Annotated in this window: 13 protein-coding genes; 3 read left to right on the top strand and 10 right to left on the bottom strand. The window is 46.6% G+C overall.

What is annotated here, in order from left to right:
- Positions 1–11 precede the first annotated feature (11 nt).
- From AR383_RS17180 to nudF, 6 genes are read right to left on the bottom strand one after another with little or no spacing between them, the layout of a single operon-like run.
- Complete coding sequence (locus AR383_RS17180) at positions 12–2,420, bottom strand: putative bifunctional diguanylate cyclase/phosphodiesterase (protein ID WP_055734240.1); 2,409 nt, start codon at positions 2,418–2,420, stop codon at positions 12–14.
- An 8-nt stretch (positions 2,421–2,428) separates the two neighbouring features.
- Complete coding sequence (gene parE / locus AR383_RS17175) at positions 2,429–4,321, bottom strand: DNA topoisomerase IV subunit B (protein WP_055734239.1); 1,893 nt, start codon at positions 4,319–4,321, stop codon at positions 2,429–2,431.
- Positions 4,322–4,332: 11 nt separating this feature from the next.
- Positions 4,333–4,917: a YqiA/YcfP family alpha/beta fold hydrolase gene (locus AR383_RS17170; RefSeq protein ID WP_055734238.1), complete on the bottom strand. Its 585-nt coding sequence runs from the start codon at positions 4,915–4,917 to the stop codon at positions 4,333–4,335.
- Positions 4,918–5,742 carry a 3',5'-cyclic-AMP phosphodiesterase gene (gene cpdA, locus AR383_RS17165; protein WP_055734237.1) on the bottom strand — a complete coding sequence of 275 codons (825 nt, stop codon included), beginning with the start codon at positions 5,740–5,742 and terminating at the stop codon, positions 4,918–4,920.
- Positions 5,743–5,762: 20 nt separating this feature from the next.
- Positions 5,763–6,203, bottom strand: a complete 441-nt coding sequence (locus AR383_RS17160) for a DUF1249 domain-containing protein (RefSeq protein WP_055734236.1) — start codon at positions 6,201–6,203, stop codon at positions 5,763–5,765.
- On the bottom strand, positions 6,193–6,843 hold the full coding sequence (nudF, locus tag AR383_RS17155) for an ADP-ribose diphosphatase (protein WP_055734235.1): 651 nt from the start codon (positions 6,841–6,843) through the stop codon (positions 6,193–6,195). The genes AR383_RS17160 and nudF overlap by 11 nt, the downstream gene beginning before the upstream one ends.
- Before the next feature lie 235 nt (positions 6,844–7,078).
- Between nudF and tolC the strand changes: the two genes are divergently transcribed.
- Positions 7,079–8,404, top strand: a complete 1,326-nt coding sequence (gene tolC / locus AR383_RS17150; RefSeq protein WP_055734234.1) for an outer membrane channel protein TolC — start codon at positions 7,079–7,081, stop codon at positions 8,402–8,404.
- A gap of 67 nt (positions 8,405–8,471) precedes the next feature.
- On the opposite strand, the gene hldE is transcribed toward tolC, so the two are convergent.
- Positions 8,472–9,905, bottom strand: coding sequence for a bifunctional D-glycero-beta-D-manno-heptose-7-phosphate kinase/D-glycero-beta-D-manno-heptose 1-phosphate adenylyltransferase HldE (hldE, locus tag AR383_RS17145; RefSeq protein WP_055734233.1), 1,434 nt, complete (start codon positions 9,903–9,905; stop codon positions 8,472–8,474).
- Between the two features lie 117 nt (positions 9,906–10,022).
- Between hldE and lpxL the strand changes: the two genes are divergently transcribed.
- Positions 10,023–10,949: an LpxL/LpxP family Kdo(2)-lipid IV(A) lauroyl/palmitoleoyl acyltransferase gene (gene lpxL, locus AR383_RS17140; RefSeq protein WP_055734232.1), complete on the top strand. Its 927-nt coding sequence runs from the start codon at positions 10,023–10,025 to the stop codon at positions 10,947–10,949.
- Between the two features lie 66 nt (positions 10,950–11,015).
- Here the strand turns inward: lpxL and glnE are convergent, their stop codons facing one another.
- Positions 11,016–13,880, bottom strand: a complete 2,865-nt coding sequence (glnE, locus tag AR383_RS17135; RefSeq protein WP_055734231.1) for a bifunctional [glutamate--ammonia ligase]-adenylyl-L-tyrosine phosphorylase/[glutamate--ammonia-ligase] adenylyltransferase — start codon at positions 13,878–13,880, stop codon at positions 11,016–11,018.
- A 214-nt stretch (positions 13,881–14,094) separates the two neighbouring features.
- Between glnE and AR383_RS17130 the strand changes: the two genes are divergently transcribed.
- Positions 14,095–14,844 (top strand): potassium channel family protein, encoded by a 750-nt coding sequence (locus tag AR383_RS17130; RefSeq protein ID WP_055734230.1) that lies wholly within the window; start codon positions 14,095–14,097, stop codon positions 14,842–14,844.
- A gap of 1 nt (position 14,845) precedes the next feature.
- On the opposite strand, the gene AR383_RS17125 is transcribed toward AR383_RS17130, so the two are convergent.
- Together AR383_RS17125 and AR383_RS17120 are read right to left on the bottom strand one after the other, a co-directional pair.
- A complete protein-coding gene (locus tag AR383_RS17125) occupies positions 14,846–15,607 on the bottom strand; it encodes an ElyC/SanA/YdcF family protein (protein ID WP_055734229.1) in 762 nt (253 codons plus the stop codon).
- Between the two features lies 1 nt (position 15,608).
- Positions 15,609–17,096, bottom strand: a complete 1,488-nt coding sequence (locus AR383_RS17120; RefSeq protein ID WP_055734228.1) for a CYTH domain-containing protein — start codon at positions 17,094–17,096, stop codon at positions 15,609–15,611.
- Positions 17,097–17,138 lie beyond the last annotated feature (42 nt).

Genomic DNA, 17,138 nt, shown 5'->3' with positions numbered 1-17,138 from the left:
TGAATAACCTTTTATGTTCCTTGCAAAGCCAGCACTGCTGAGGCTTTGTCAAATTGCCAGAAGTAGCGAGCACTAGCTGGTTTACCTATGTAGTAGCCTTGTGAGTAATCCACTCCCAAGCTGATCAATTCGTTGTTAAGAGCTTCTGACTCAACAAACTCTGCGATGGTTTTGTGTCCGAGTTTATTGGCTATGCCCACCAGCGCCTGAATAAACACTCGGTCTTGATTCTGGTTAAGAATTTCTCGCACAAACGAACCGTCGATTTTAAGAAAATCAAAGGGTAACTGTTTAAGCGAGTGAAAGGATGAATAACCCACACCGAAGTCGTCGAGGGCAATCGCACAACCCAAGGACTTAAGCCGCAAGATGTGCTCCTCGGCCTGTTTCATATTTGGCAGGGCGGCAGTTTCGGTAATTTCAAAGATGATCATCTCACCGGCAATATTGCGACTAACAAACTCTCGGGCAATTCGCGAAATCACTTTTTCACTACAGAAAGAGCGCGCCGATAAGTTAATTGCTAAGCGATCTCTATAGCCATTGCGCAGGTTAGTTTCCATTTGCTGCAGCGCTTGTTGCACTACCCATAAATCAATTTTATCTATCTGGCCATTCTTCTCGGCCGCCAAGATCAATTGATAAGGAGAATGTAGCTGGCCTTGCTCGTCTCTAACTCGCAGCAATACCTCGTAATGTTCAACCTTGCTTTGGCTGTTGTTCATAATAGGCTGGTAGACTAATTCCAAGCTATCACGCTCAATCGCATTCTGCGCCAAATCCAACCAATAGTGTTGCTTGGCCAATTCGCTGTCGGCATTCTCAGCTTGAAAGCTCACCACACAGTTTTTACCTTGCTCTTTAGCTTGGTTATTACAAATATCAGCTTTGGCCATTAAGTCTTCAAAGCTGTTGCCATGTTCGGGAAACGCCACAATGCCCACACAAGCGGCAGCAGTATGAATAATGTTATGCCCCGGCACACTGACCTGTGCCAACATACTGATAATGCGTTGCGCTACTACCTCAGCATAAATCAAGCTAGTGCCTTCTAAATAGATGGCAAACTCATCACCACTGATACGCGCCAACAAAGTATTACTCGGTAGCAGTTTCTCCAAACTCGACGACACCTGGCGCAGCATTTCATCACCGGCACCGTGACCACTGATGTCATTAACGTATTTAAAGTTATCGAGATCCACCATCAACAAACAGCCATGGCGTTTATGTTCAACCATTTGGTTGACCATTCTTTCAAACTTACGGCGGTTGGGTAAATCGGTGAGACTATCATAATTGGCCACCCACTCTAGCTCTTCAGCACGGCTCTTAAGCTGCTGTTCTAAGGCTTCAAGTTGATAGGAAAGCCGCACCAAGGCATGGTTCAGTTCATCAGACTCATCTTGCACCAAACGACGTTTGTTGGGTTTTAAATTACGCCGGAATAAATTGTGTGATGAACGGGCTAACAGCGGCAGATTGTCGATGGTTCGACGTACTCGGCGAAATGGTGGGCTTAAGGCAAACACCACAATTGCTCCGGCAAAAAACAAAGCCGCTATACCAAATAAAAAATTATTGTAATCGGCTCGTTTTAACTGCGATACCTGAGTGCTAATGTCATTAACCACTGCATAATAGACTGGCCGACTATGGCTAGTATTGTTAACTCGAAAGGCATGCAGCTCAAACAAACCGAGTTGACCACTCATTTGCTCCACACCATTCTCAATATCTTCAGCAACCAGCTGTTTAACAATGGCTTGAATAGCGGTTTTAAAAGCCGACTCGGCATAAAGTAAACTAACGCTTTGATCACTATTTAGCTCAACCAGAAAGTGATGACTGCTTTGACTGGCAGGAAACAGCTCCAATAAACGCAAGGAGTCCAGACTATAAAAGACCCGATAATGTTCATTGCCCTCGGCCAACTGTAAGTCTGTTGCCATGATCAAACGGCAGGTTAAGGGGCAATCTAATAACCATTTGTTCTCGGGGCTATCAGCACCGGTCAACATCCATTCCACCGCTTTCTCACTGTGGGCGATGTAACCAAACTCGTACTTCAAGCCTTGCTGACCATCAATTACGCTAATGCTACGAATAGGCAATTCACTGTTAGAGCGTAAATCTTGCCAGTAAGCATCGAAAATTGCGTCTAATTGCTCTGCTTCAAGTTCTTCGAAACGGTAGGCTTGACTCTGCGTCACCCCCTGCAGGCGATTGCGCACATCTCGATAATAACGTTGCAGTTGATATTGTTGGTTCTCAATAACTTGGGTGCGCCCGAGCATGAAAAAGCTTTTGAGATTATCGTGATTAAAGCCGATTAAGCCCACCAAAGTGATCAGCAAAACGCCGCACAACAGTATTAGCGCCTTACTGGTTAGCCCCAATCGAAAATCACGTATACTCATGCCATTCCTTATACTAAGTCAGAAGCCATATCACCCTTCGCTTCCAACCACTGCTTACGATCAGAGGCGCGTTTCTTAGCCAGTAACATATCCATTAACTGTAGGGTCGCTTGTTCTTCATCCACGGTTAATTGCACTAAGCGACGAGTATTCGGATCCATGGTGGTCTCACGCAGCTGTAGCGGGTTCATTTCACCCAAACCTTTAAAGCGTTGGACATTGACCTTACCGCGTTTCTTCTCGGCTTCAATGCGATCCAAAATACCCTGTTTTTCATCCTCATCGAGGGCGTAATAAACCTCTTTACCCACATCGATACGGTATAAAGGAGGCATCGCCACATAGATGTGACCATTTTCCACCAGCGTTCTGAAGTGCATCATAAACAGAGCACACAACAAGGTGGCAATGTGCAAGCCATCGGAGTCGGCATCGGCCAAAATACAAATTTTGCCGTAACGTAAGCCACTTAAGTCCTTGCTATCAGGGTCAATACCAATCGCTACCGAAATATCGTGTACTTCTTGTGAACCCAGCACTTCGCTGGCATCCACTTCCCAAGTATTCAAAATTTTACCGCGCAGCGGCATCACCGCTTGAAACTCTCGTTCACGGGCTTGTTTAGCACTGCCGCCCGCAGAGTCCCCTTCCACTAAAAATAACTCTCCGGCCATGGGATCTTGGCTAGTACAATCGGTGAGCTTGCCCGGCAGCGCAGGACCAGAAGTCACTTTCTTACGGGCAATTTTTTTACTCGAACGCAGCCGACGCTGGGCATTACTAATAAACAGTTCTGCTAGCAACTCGGCTTGATCGGTATGAGTATTAAGCCACAGGCTAAAAGCATCTTTTACAATACCAGAGACAAAGGCTGCCGACTGGCGAGACGATAAACGCTCTTTGGTTTGTCCGGCAAATTGCGGGTCTTGCATTTTTACCGATAGAACATAACAGCAACGCTCCCAAACATCGTCGGGGCTTAGCTTTAAACCTCTGGGGAGAATATTGCGAAACTCACAAAATTCGCGCATTGCATCCAGCAAACCTTGGCGTAAACCATTCACATGAGTACCGCCTTGCGCGGTAGGAATTAAGTTCACGTAGCTTTCGGTGATGCTCTCACCACCTTCAGGTAACCAGCTGACTGCCCAATCTACTGCTTCATCTTTACTAGAGAAAGTGCCGGTAAACGGGTCTTCTGGCAAGCTAATGTAATCTTTAAATGACTGACTTAGATAATCTTTTAATCCATCTTCGAAGTACCATTCGTCAGTACTTTTATTAACTTTATCGACAAACTTGATGCTTAAGCCGGGGCACAATACTGCTTTGGCACGCAGCAAATGGCGTAAGCGGCTCACCGAAAACTTGGGGCTATCAAAATAGCTTGCGGTGGGCCAAAAACGCACCCGGGTACCGGTATTGCGCTTGCCCACAGTACCGGTAACGCTAAGCTCTTGCACCTTATCACCGTGTTCAAAGGCCATCTCAAAGACTTGGCTATCACGCTTAACCTGCACTTCAACTCGAGACGACAAGGCGTTTACTACCGAGATCCCCACCCCGTGCAAACCACCAGAAAACTGATAATTGTCGTTACTAAACTTACCCCCGGCATGTAGGCGGGTAAAAATCAGCTCTACCCCGCTGACTTTCTCTTCGGGGTGAATATCAGTAGGCATGCCACGGCCATCATCAATCACTTCTATAGATTGATCTTCAAATAAGGTAACCGTGATGGCTCGTGCGTAGCCTGCTAGAGCCTCATCAACACTGTTATCGATAACCTCTTGGGCGAGGTGATTGGGACGAGTGGTATCGGTATACATGCCCGGGCGGCGTTTCACCGGGTCTAAACCACTTAATACTTCAATAGAGTCTGAATTATATTGCTCAGCCATGATAGAAATTGTTACCTAAGTGCCAAAAAGTCGAGAATGGCGGCACAGTGTCGTTCAAAACCTTGAAAACTGTGGTCACCGCCTTCTTCTATGGTGAAATTTGCTCCCTTATACTCTGCGACAGCCAAGCTAAAGTCCAGCACTTCATCGGCGGTTTGTAACATCACCCAAAGCTGCTGCTGGCAACTTAATTCGGTGACTTCTAAATCTTTTAATTGCTGAATATGTTGCTCTTCTAAAAAATAGCGCTGCTGGGTATAAGGGTTAACCTGCTCACCCAAAAAATCTTTGAGCAAGCGATAGGGTTTAACAGCAGGGTTAACTAACACGGCTCTAGCGCCGGTGAGTTGAGCAACGCGAGTCGCCAAAAAGCCGCCTAAAGAACTGCCCACAACGGCCAGTTTTTGCTGTTGATGTTGTTGTAACAGCTTTTCAATTTGTTGCCATGCGGCTAGGGGATGGCATGCAAGTTGCGGACAAACAAACTGAATCTTCGGCTCAAAAGCCTGCAGGTAATCCGCCATGGCTTGGGCTTTGGCTGAATTGGGCGAACTATTAAATCCGTGTAAATACAATAATACCGACCGGGACTCCACTCAATAACCTTTCGACTTGGGATCTGGAAGGAAGCTACGCTCCGATAGGCGACGTAAACGCGTAGCGATTCGACCTTCAGGAGTGAGCTGTAAATAACGCCAGCCCGGTTGCTGATGGTCCAAGGCAAAATTGGCGGAAAGCGGTAAAAACTGAATACAGGTACTAGGAGTAGCGATAAACGCCACACCATCAAACTGAAATTCATAATTTTGATGAACATGACCAAACACCACCCCACGCACATTGGGGAAATCAGCAATTACCTCAAAAAACTGCGAGGCATTTTTCAAATTATGCTGATCTAGCCATTTGCTGCCCACCGGAATCGCCTGATGATGCATGGCAATTAATACATGTTTATCGGGGTATTCACTTAAAGCCTGTTTTAGCTCATCGATTTGTTGCTGGCTCATCATCCCGTGGGGAGAACCTTCAACTTGAGTATCCAGCATCAATACTTGCCAATGTTCACTAATCAGTTGCTTCGCACCCAATACGCCATGCTGCTCAAGTGTTTGCATATTAGCCTGCATGTCGTGGTTACCCGGTAACCAAACACAGGGGCGCTGCAATTGAGCAATGTTTTCAGCAAAGCGTTGATACGACGCCTTACTATGATCCTGAGACAGATCGCCGGTCGCAAGGATGTAGTCAAAACGAATATTATCGTTTTTAATGTCGTTTAATACAGCCTGGAAACTCGCGTTAGTATTGACCCCTAATAAACCGGTTTGCTCATCGGCAAACAAGTGGGTGTCTGTCACTTGCAGTAAATGCACGCATCCGTCTTCGGCTGTTGTTATGTTTAATTTAGTTAGTGCCACAATCTTATCTAGTTGTTCGCTCAGGCAAACTCAACTTTCATCCGCTGTTTTAAACAAAATACTAACCAGTCGTTAAGGAACTGATTTGTTTGATGCTTTTCATCTTGGTGATGCATCTTTTTATTCGGGTAATCATAGCGTGGTTTTAGCTTATAAATCTGCTGACTAGCACACACTTCCGCCAACCGTGCATCGTGGTATAAACGCACTAATAGCTGCGGTTGCAGATAGTGAAAAGCTTGACTGTTCGCTTGCCTGATCTCGTACAACGAGGTGTATCGAGTACGCTCTTTACTTTCTAGGAGATAGTTTTCTCCCAAGTGTGGCCGCAGGATGAGCTTTTCGCCGACCTCCAAATCAGCCGGGAACAGCCGAGTCATCAAGCTATAATTCGCCGCATAAAGCTGCATCAGCTTGTCTAAATTGACTCGATAAGAGCTTGGCCCAACGCTACTGGCCATCGCCCTCGCCGCCATTTTGCCATTGCTGCATCACTTTCTGCAAATTAAGCTGCAACCATTGAATCGCGATCACCGCAGCTGCGTTATCGATTAAGCCATTTTGTACCCACTCAAAGGCTTGTTCTCGCTTAATCACTTTCACCAAAATATCTTCATTCTCCTTATCTAAACCGAATACGCCACCCGCTTCACTGGCATCCACTTCACCAAGGTATAAATGCACTCGCTCGCTCAAGCCCCCGGCTCCCGGCAAGAAGCTATTACAAGCCATCACTCGTTTCACTTGCAGGCCAGCTTCTTCCTCGGCTTCACGCACCGCCACATCCAGGGCAGACTGATTACTATCCAGCATGCCAGCAACAATTTCCAACAGCCAAGGACTGTCTCCGGTTTCCACCGCACCAATGCGAAACTGCTCAACTAACACCACACTATCAAGCTTTGGATCAAACAACAAAATTCCTGCGGCATGGCCTCTGTCCATCATTTCGCGTTGGATCCAATCGCTCCAGCCGCCTCGATATAAGCGATGACGTAAGGTATAGCGTTGTAGCTTAAAAAAGCCTCGGTACAGATCTTCTACGTTTTTAATTTCAAGATCTTTGTGTGAAAACTGACTGTAAGTGGTTGTTTTTGACATTTAATTGCCTCTCCCTGACCCCGGCTGAAGGTATAATTACGCTATTCTTATTGATCAAAGACCTAATAAACATAAATTAATGAATGTTCTTTACAATCTAGGTCTTACTCTAGAAATCAAGCTGGTATAGACTAGCATTAATTAGGCCGTGTTAAATTTAATACCCAGTCTACATAAAATTAATGACTTATACCGAATCACCTCGCGACACAGAAGCGACCAAAGGAAAGGCGTAATGAAGCTGAAAATAAAATCGTTAATCTTAGCTTGTGGTATTAGCCCTTTGGCTTTCCAAGCTCAAGCTGATGATCTCTTGCAAATTTATCAACTCGCTCAGGAAAAAGATCCTGTTATTTTACAAAGTAAAGCTCAAAGAGATGTAGCTTTTGAGCAAATAACAGAAAGTCGCGCTTCGTTGCTGCCGCAAATCGGCTTTTCGGCTGGCGCAAAATACACTACCACCAACAATGATAGTGTCGATAGCCTTACCAATACCAATGCCTCGGTGGGCTTAAGCCAATCAATTTATTCACAGAGCAATTGGACTAGCCTAAGCATTAGCGAAAAAAACGCCACTCGTGTTGAAGCGATTTACGGTAACGACGTGCAAAGCCTGATCATTCGGGTGAGCGAAGCCTACTTCAATGTATTACGCGCCATCGATAATGTACGTTTTGTTGAAGCAAACAAAACAGCGGTTGGCCGTCAGTTAGAACAAACCAAACAACGTTTTAATGTTGGTTTAACTGCAATCACCGATGTACATGAAGCCCAAGCTGAATACGACCGAACCTTGGCCCAAGAAATTCAAGCACGTAACAATCTATCAAACAGTTATGAAGGACTTCGCCAATTAACCGGTTTAGAACACCGTGAACTGAACGTTCTTAATACCGAGCGTTTCGAGCCTAGCCCACTGAGCCAAGGTGCCAATTACTGGTTAGATACTGCTATCGACCGCAACCTGCAGCTAAATGCTCAGCGCATCGGTAAAGAAATCGCCAAAGAGCAAATAGACTTAGCCCAAAGCGGTCACCTACCTACTTTAGATTTAACCGCAGGTATTGGTTACGACAACAATAGCTACGGTAACGACTTTACCGACGCGGCCCAAGGCGGCGGCTATACAGCGGGTAACATTGGCCTCGAGTTTAACTGGCCCATCTACCTCGGTGGCAGCATTAATTCTCGAGTGAAACAAGCTCAATTCAGCTACATTGCCTCTTCTGAAGCACTAGAGCAAACCTTCCGTAGCGTACAAAGCACAGTAAACTCGGTAGTGAATAACGTAAGTGCGAGCATTGGCTCGGTTAAAGCCTTCGAGCAAACGGTGATTTCATCACAAAGTGCTTTAGAAGCGACTGAAGCGGGCTTTGAAGTGGGCACCCGTACCATCGTTGACGTACAAGATGCGACGCGTAACCTTTATTCAGCCAAAAGTGATTTAGCTAACGCTCGTTATGATTACATTCTTAATATGCTAGCGCTAAAACAAGCGGCGGGAACGCTGAGTGAAGAAGATGTGGTACTGGTTAACTCTGGCCTAATGCCTCCTCAATAAGCTAACAGCGAACAAACCCTATAAAAAAGGCGCCTGATGGCGCCTTTGCTACTTATTATTCAATCACTTAGTCAATTTGATTTTGTCGTATTGACTTAATGATTTCCGAAGTAGAACAACCGTCTTCAAAGTTAAGCACTCTTACTTCACCGCCGTTGGCGATCACTTCTTCGCCACCAGCTATCTCTTCGGGCTTATAGTCGCCACCTTTCACCAGTAAGTCTGGTAATAAGTTAGCAATGAGGCGCTGTGGAGTATCTTCACTAAAGTCCACCACCCAATCAACGGCACCTAAACCAGCCAAAACCGCCATGCGGCGATCAACACTGTTTACTGGGCGGCCTTCACCTTTTAAGCGCTTCACTGACGCATCGCTATTCACGGCAACGATTAGTCGATCGCCTAGAGTACGCGCATGATTTAGATAAGAAACATGGCCAGCATGTAGAATGTCGAAACAACCGTTAGTCATAACCACTTTCTCGCCACGACGTTTTGCGGCTTCCAAGGCAAGTTTCAGTTGCTGCTCACTAAGCACACCAAAACCGGTTTCTTGAGAGCCGTATACCGCATTGGCCAACTCAATAGTTGATACTGTAGACGTACCCAGTTTACCCACCACAATACCGGCAGCCGCATTAGCAAGCGCACAAGCATCATCTAAGGAAGCCCCTGCCGCCAAGGCGCTGGCTAAGGTAGAAATTACCGTATCACCAGCACCGGTTACGTCATACACTTCTTGCGCTAGGGCCGCTAAATGTAATTCTGGCTGACCTTTACGAATGAGGGTCATGCCATGCTCGCTGCGGGTGACCAATAAGGCTTGTAAATCTAGCTGTTCAATTAAGGCCTCGCCTTTAGCGATGATGTCATCTTCGTCTTTACACTTACCCACAACCGCTTCAAATTCTGAGAAGTTGGGGGTGAGCAAGGTGGCACCGCGATACTTATCAAAGGCGCTGCCTTTCGGATCAACCAATACCGGTACGCCAGCCTCACGAGCTAGACGAATTAACTCACCCACTTGGTTTAAGGCACCTTTGTTGTAATCCGATAAAATCACCACTTGGTGCGACTTAACTTGCTGGGCGAAATTAGTGCAAAGATCTTGGCTATCCACTTCGTGGAAGTTTTCCTCAAAGTCGAGCCGAATTAACTGCTGATGGCGGCTTAATACCCGCAACTTAGTAATGGTGGGGAAATCTGCATATTTACTGAATTGGCAATCAACACCTACCGCCGCCAATTTATTCTCTAATGCCACACCCGCTTCATCTTCACCGCTCATGCCTAACAAGGTTGAGCCGGCACCTAATGCCACCGCGTTCAAGGCTACGTTAGCGGCACCGCCGGGGCGTTCCTCAATCTGTTCAACTTTAACCACTGGAACCGGCGCTTCTGGTGAAATTCGGCCGGTGGGTCCATGCCAATAGCGGTCTAACATTACATCGCCAACTACCAGCACTTTAGCTTGGGCAAACTCAGGGAGGGTTATTCTCATTGTTCACTCTCATCGAAAATTAATTAGTAACAGTTTATCATAGTTAAACTAATGGTCTGCGGCATAATCGTTGGATATACGGTAGACTTTGCACATTATTTCAGTGATAAAACAAAAATGTCGAAAAATTCAGCACCCCAACTTAATGCAGCTTCATTTCACCCCAAAAACTGGGGAGCATGGCTGCTTATTGCATTTATGTTTAGCATTAGTTTGCTGCCCTATTCAGTACAACATTATTTAGGGCTAGCCATTGGCCGCTTAGCTAAAACCATTCTTAAATCGCGGGTAGGTATTGCGCGGCGCAATCTGGAGATTTGTTTTCCAGAGAAAAGTGATACGCAACGCCAAGACATTCTTGAAGGATGTTTTAGCCACCTTGGACATTCGGTGGTGGATACCGCCAATGCTTGGTTTTGGCCACAATGGCGCTTTGCCAAACATTTTAAAGTAGAAGGCTTAGAACACTTAAAAAAGGCCAGACAACAACCCGGTGGAATTTTACTGGTGAGTGCCCATTTCTGGACCTTAGAAAGCCATGCCCGCGCTTACGGCAGCTTAGACCCAGGTGTAGGCATCTACCGCCCTAACAAAAATTCAGTATATGAATACTTTCAATATCATGGGCGTGTTAAAGCCAATAAATACTTGGTTGACCGAACCGATGTTCGCGGCATGATTAAAGCGCTAAGAAATGAAAATGCAGTATGGTATGCGCCAGACCATGACTATGGCACTCACGCCGCGGTATTTGTGCCTTTCTTCGCTCAAGATAAAGCCGCCACCATTACCGGTACCGCCACTTTAGCCAAAGTAAAAAATGTGCAGGTATTGCCCACTTACGCGCTGCGTAATCAAGATGGCTCAGGTTTTACCTTAGTGATTGAGCCAGCATTAGAAAACTACCCACAGGGTGATGACAAGCAAGATGCCCAGCGCATTAACCAAGTCATTGAGAAAGCCATTTTACGCGCCCCTGAGCAATACATGTGGATCCATCGCCGCTTTAAATCCCGCCCCGAAGGAGAAGCCAGCGTTTATTAAGGCGAGCGATATTGCGTCCCACTGTGCATAGTAAAGGCCCATTTCACTAAAGTGATGGGCCTTTTTTTATCTAGCAAATAACTGCTGCCAAGTCTTAGTCACCACACTTAAATCCTGAGTAAACTCGGCTTTTTTAGCCATACGAGAGATGCCTTGCAAGCCACAGCGATGGCACTCGTCGCGAATATCTAAATAACTTTGAGTTAAACCTTTAGCCTGCTCGGGTGCTAACAAACCCAGCTTGGCGCAAGTTTCAAATATGCGCACATTGTCAGTCCATTTACTTAACTCAGGGAAGTGCTGGGTATGTAATAACACCAAGTATTGAGCAATAAACTCAATATCTACCATGCCACCGGGAGACTGTTTAAGGTCTAGCAGCTCATCGGTTTCTCGGCTAAGGTGCTGCTGCATCTTGCTGCGCATCTGCTGCACTTGTTCGGCGAGTTCTTTGGCCTCGCGTGGTAGCGATAAAATTTGATGACGCACTCGAGCAAAACCTTCTGCTAAATCTGCATCACCATACACCACTCGCGCTCGCACCAAGGCTTGATGCTCCCAGGTCCAAGCCTCATTCAACTGGTAGTTTTCAAAGGCTTGAATGGCCGATACTAACAAGCCCGAAGCGCCAGATGGGCGTAAGCGCATATCCAATTCATACAATACCCCGGAAGCGGTGCGAGTATTAAATAAATGCATAATGCGCTGCGCTAACTTCAAATAGAACTGCTTACTGTCAATTTGCTTGGCGCCATTGGTATAAGTGCTGCTATCGCTGTTATGCAAAAATACCAAATCTAAGTCTGAGCTATAACCGGTTTCAATACCGCCGATTTTTCCGTAGCCCACTACAGCAAAGCCGCGTTGCTGCTCGCTCAAATGTTCGGGATAACCGTGCCGCTCCACCACTTGTGTCCACGCTTGCTCAACCACCGCATTAACGATGACCTCAGCCACTGCGGTTAAGTGATCGCTTACTTTCATTAAGGGAAGTGCGCCAGCGATATCGGCGGCAGTAATGCGCAATTGCTGAATTTGCTTAAACTGACGTAGCGCCTCCATTTGTTGTTCCATATCATCGGGCGGAATACGCAACATAAATTCGCGTAGTTGCTGAGCATAAGAGTCGGGGCTGACCGGGTTATACAACAAACTAGGATCGAGTAGCTCGTCTAACAAAATGGGGAAGTTGGCCAACTTCTCGGCCAACATGGCACTGCCTGCACACAAACGCAGTAACTGTTGTAAAGAACCGGGGTTTTCCGCCAACAACTCTAGATAGGCAGTACGCGATAAAATGCTTTCCAGCAGTACCATCACTCGAGGCAATACCAAAGTGGTTTGTGGATGTTCAAACAGCTGTTGCAATAAGCTGGGCATCATTCGCTCAAGGGTTTGTCGCCCGCGCTGACCAATATGGCGGTGCTCAACGGCATGCATGAAGTGGTACAAACTATCCACTCGGGTCTGCTGCTCTTGCTCACAACAAACATGTTGGCTGAGCAAATTGGCCAAAGCCTCTCGGTCGGCGCCACAATGCCATAAATCCATATAGATTTGGCTGGCCGCATGCTCTTCTGGCTCTTCTTCGCCAATGGCACTTTGAAAGCAAGCATTCACTTCGGCCAAACGCAGTTGCAACTGCTGGTAGAAAGCCGCCCAATCAGCCTCCCCCACAACCCAAGCTACCCGCTGCTGATCGATGCTTTTATCAGGCAAAGTTTGAGTTTGCTGATCATCAATCTGCTGTAGTATGTTCTCTACCTGACGCAGGTATAAATAATGCTGGCGCAACATCGCGGTTTGCTCGAGGCTTAATTCGCCATATTCGCTCAACTGCTTCAGTGCATTCAGCAAGGAACGGGTTTGCAATACCGGCTCTCGTCCACCGCGGATCAACTGAAAGGTTTGCACAATAAACTCGATTTCGCGGATCCCGCCAGAGCCCAATTTGATGTTATCGCGCAACCCCTTACGGCGGATTTCAGAATTGATCATCGCCTTCATCGAGCGCAGCGCTTGAATCGCACTAAAGTCGATATAACGACGATACACATAAGGCTTAAGCATGGCTTGAATATCTTGGTCGAAACGCAAATCCTGATTAATCACTCGCGCCTTAACCATGGCATAACGCTCCCAGTCTCGCCCATGGTGTTGATAGTAATCTTCAAAGGCGGCATAACTTATCGCCAGAGGCCCAGATTCGCCAAAGGGGCGCAGGCGCATGTCTACTCGAAAGACAAAACCATCGATGGTGGGTTGGTCTATCAATTGAATCAGCCGCTGCCCCATACGAATGAAAAACTGCTGATTAGCAATACTACGGCGGCCGCCTTGGGTTTCGCCGTTTTCTGGATAGCAAAAAATCAAATCAATATCTGAGGAAAAGTTAAGCTCACGCCCACCTAACTTACCCATGCCAATCACCACCAAGGGCTGAGCATTACCTTCAGCGTCCATAGGTGTTCCAGACTCAGCGCAACAACGTTGATATAACCATTGATTGGCACTATCTACACAGCTATCTGCCACCGCCGACACCTGGGCAAAACTGTCAGTAACGGGCTGCTGTAATAGTAAGTCTCGCCAAGCAATCAGTACCATTTGCTGACGACGGAACTGACGCAGCACCTTCTTTGCGCCATCGTCACTAAGCTGCGGCGCTAGCTGCTCACTCAACTGGGCACGCATCGCCGTTTCATCCAGTGCGCTATTCAGCAAATCCTGTTGCCATAGTTCTAACAACAGCTGCGGCTGGCTAATGCAGCTATTGGCGATAAAATCACTCAGAGCAAAGGCCTGCTGAGTTTGTTGCTGCTGGCTTGGGCTAAGCTGCTCTAGCAGCTGAGGATTTAACTCGACGAGTCGTTCCCATGCATGATTGGCAACGCTTAAAAGTTCACTAGGTAGAGGCTGGGTAATGGCCATATTTGAGATAACTCACATACAAAATTTGTTTTAATATCATCACGAAAAACACCCTAGTACAAGCCAGAAAGCCAACAGTGTTGCAGCGGTCAAAGCATTGCAGCTAAACGCTGACAAGCCGCCAGCTAAAACCTAGCCAGCCTATGCTTAAATCACTGCTGAAAAAATAAAACTTAGGTATAGTTAAGGCTCTAGATGAATTTGGGATTCTTTCATGAAATCAAACAACATCACCGCCTTCGACATTGCCACGCTGTTGTTATCTGTGATTGCCATAGCCATTGTCAGCAGCCTGTTTTTTTACCCGGCTGATTCACAATTACGCGCCCTGTTGGTCAACCTCGATACCCTTATCTGTAGCATTTTTATTTTGCACTTTGTGGTGAGTGCCATTAGAAGCCCTTCAATTATTAATTACATTAAACAAAACTGGATAGACCTAGTGGCCAGTATTCCTATGGTGGAAGGACTGCGCTTCTTACGCTTCTTTCACGCCTACAAATTACTTCGAGCGGTGCGCCGCCAACGCAACATCATGCGGAGTTTAAAAGATCAGCAGGTTGAATCCACCATTGCCAGTATCCTGTTTACTCTACTGATGATCATCTTGCTCGGCTCCATCAGTATTTTGTTAGTAGAACAAGACCAAGCTAATGGACAAATTCATAGTGCGGGGGAAGCGCTGTGGTGGGCCATCGTCACCATTTCAACTGTGGGTTATGGTGATTTCGTGCCAGTTTCAGATGCCGGGCGAGTGATTGCGGGCTTAATGATTTTAACCGGTGTTGGCTTTTTTGGTGCGGTATCGGGTTTGATGTCGGCAATACTGCTACATGGCCGTTCGGTGAAAAATGCCCCGCTTGAGCACTTTATTCGTGAGCAAAGAAAAGAGCAGCATGCTTTGAAGAAGCAGCTTAACGAAATTCAACAGCAACTCACCGAGCTACAACAAAAACAAAAATAAGCTAGCTGGCAAGGCGTAACCAAAACATCGCCAAGCCTTCATAGACGGCCCGATCTGCCTTGGCAATATGCCTCAAACTAGGAATAAAATTCCGCCAAGTAAAGTCGGCTTGCCAATTCTTGATTAAGTAATCAGTGGGCGCAGCCACCGGCTGTAAGCCCTGCATTTCAAATAAACGCATCGCTCTTGGCATATGTGCGGCCTGAGTCACCAATACCAGTTTCTTATCAGCGTAGTGACGGGCAATATTAGCCGCTTCATCGGCGGTATTTTTTAGTTGGTAACTGCGAATAAGCTGCGTCTCTGGCACCCCTAAATCTAGCGCTAACTGCGCCAACATGTCGGCATGCTGGATTCCGCTATGTTGAATATCGCCACCCGAGAGCAGGATTTTGGCTTGCGGTTGTTGACGCCATAAACGCACCGCTTCAGCCACTTTAATGGTGGCACAAGGCAGCAGCTGGCTGGTAATCGGCTGCTTGGGATCCACATAATGTAAGCAACCAAGCACCACGATAAGCTCGGTATCTTCAGGCAGCTGTTGCAAGCCTGCATACTGCTTTTCCCAATGCTGTAGCATCGCGCCGCTCACCGGATAGAGGCTTAAGCCAAAAATCAGCAATAAACTGCTGCTGCCCAGCAACAGGGCTAAGCGTCGCCATTTAAACAGTAATAACAATAAAGCAAGAACCAATAGCAAGCACAAAGCCGTGCTAGGCATGGCTAGCGAAATAAGCAGTTTTTTTAAGGTAAACAGACTCACGCTACCAATACACGGTTTGTTGGAAGGCCTGCTGGCGAGAAAACTCCAGCGCTTCTAATAGAGATTGCTGTTTGCGCTGGATCCACTTCTCTACCTGTTGTTGCTGCTCTTGTTCCATTTCAGCCGCCAAAGGATGTAGTGGCTCAAATAAGCTAAGCTCATCGATACCTGACAAGATGTCTATCCAAGGCAGGCGAAATTCTTGGCGCAACTCCTCGTCAAACAACTCACCTACGCAAATGCCCACCAATAAATTTCGTCTTAACTTCGTGGCCTGCTTTATATAGGTATCGGCGCTAGTTTGTGCTTGAGCCAAGGGAGATTGGCGCAAATAGTCCCAACTGGTTTGCAGCACTTGCTTGGCAATCTGGATGAAGGGTTGCTCTAGCAGCGCTTTGTTTTGCTGCCATTTAGCTTGATACAACCAACGGGTAATTTTTAACATCAAGCCGCAATAACGGGCGCTGTGCATCAAGTCATAAACATCTTCAGGCTGAGGCAATGCCTGTAGTTGCTGTTGCAAGCCCTTATATAACCAGCGCTGTTGCGGTAACTTCTTAATTAAGGCACCGCGTTCGGCGGTAAGTTGATACAAACTGGACGCTTGATTAAGCCAAACAAATTGCTGACGTAACCAACGCAGCTCGGGTAAATAGTCACACTCAACAAGGCCTAATTCACTAAACATTTTTCCAGCTTGGTAAAGCGTTTGCACCGCTAAAGAAACTTGCTCTAGTGCCGCAAAACTATGCTGCTCAATAAATAACTGCTCGTGATATTGCCAATGCGACAGCGCGTCGGCAAAAATCCGGCTTAAGCATTCTGCACTATTGCTAGCATCACTTAACTTCACTGCTTTTAGTGACTTAAGTTGGGGGATTTCCTCTGCCACCAGCATGTAACCACGCTGAGCTTTACTGATGTTGGCATGCCGTAAACCGTCGATCTCAGCAATATCTGAAGCAAGCTCAAACAGCTGACTTAAATCACCTTTAACTAACTCCAGCTCCACCTCACAAATAGCTTCTTCGCTAGCATTAGCGGTCAGAGCCCCCTGATCAAAGGCCACCTCAACCAAGGTATCATTGGCCAAATCCACTAACCAAGTTTGCCGTTCAAAGGAGGTGGTAAATAAAGAAAACAGTTGATTATTCAATAGTTCTAGATTGGTACCGTCTGGCCAAATGGCGGAATCAAATAAGCTAAGGTCGGGCTGATTGGCTTGAATAACACAATTATATTCGGGTCGCTGATGCAAACCACCAAGGCTAATGCCGTCGGTTTTAATGGTTTGCACGTTATCACCATCGCCGCTGCGAATGCGTAAACCCATTCCCCAACGCATCAATTGACGGTCAGTAGTATCGAAATAAACACTGGTGAGAGTTTTCACTTCGGTTTGCAACACTCTATACTTGTTGAGTCGAGCCAGTAATTCTGAAGTGCATTGGGGTGTAGCTAAGAGCTTGATTTCTATTTCATTGTTCATGGTTTATCCATGTTAGGCTGATGCAGCGACCGGCTCCCTCTG

It is taken from the genome of Agarivorans gilvus, from assembly GCF_001420915.1.
GTDB lineage: Bacteria > Pseudomonadota > Gammaproteobacteria > Enterobacterales > Celerinatantimonadaceae > Agarivorans > Agarivorans gilvus.
The sequence above is the reverse complement of the archived record's forward strand: the minus strand, read 5'-3'. Positions and strand labels throughout refer to the sequence as shown.

Bases quoted from the DNA above. Each gene is read 5' to 3' on its own strand.
- tolC (WP_055734234.1), top strand. From the start codon at position 7,079: ATGAAGCTGAAAATAAAATCGTTAATCTTAGCTTGTGGTATTAGCCCT.
- glnE (WP_055734231.1), bottom strand. From the start codon at position 13,880: ATGGCCATTACCCAGCCTCTACCTAGTGAACTTTTAAGCGTTGCCAAT.
- nudF (WP_055734235.1), bottom strand. From the start codon at position 6,843: ATGTCAAAAACAACCACTTACAGTCAGTTTTCACACAAAGATCTTGAA.
- AR383_RS17120 (WP_055734228.1), bottom strand. From the start codon at position 17,096: ATGAACAATGAAATAGAAATCAAGCTCTTAGCTACACCCCAATGCACT.
- hldE (WP_055734233.1), bottom strand. From the start codon at position 9,905: ATGAGAATAACCCTCCCTGAGTTTGCCCAAGCTAAAGTGCTGGTAGTT.
- AR383_RS17130 (WP_055734230.1), top strand. From the start codon at position 14,095: ATGAAATCAAACAACATCACCGCCTTCGACATTGCCACGCTGTTGTTA.
- AR383_RS17180 (WP_055734240.1), bottom strand. From the start codon at position 2,420: ATGAGTATACGTGATTTTCGATTGGGGCTAACCAGTAAGGCGCTAATA.
- AR383_RS17160 (WP_055734236.1), bottom strand. From the start codon at position 6,203: ATGGCCAGTAGCGTTGGGCCAAGCTCTTATCGAGTCAATTTAGACAAG.
- lpxL (WP_055734232.1), top strand. From the start codon at position 10,023: ATGTCGAAAAATTCAGCACCCCAACTTAATGCAGCTTCATTTCACCCC.
- parE (WP_055734239.1), bottom strand. From the start codon at position 4,321: ATGGCTGAGCAATATAATTCAGACTCTATTGAAGTATTAAGTGGTTTA.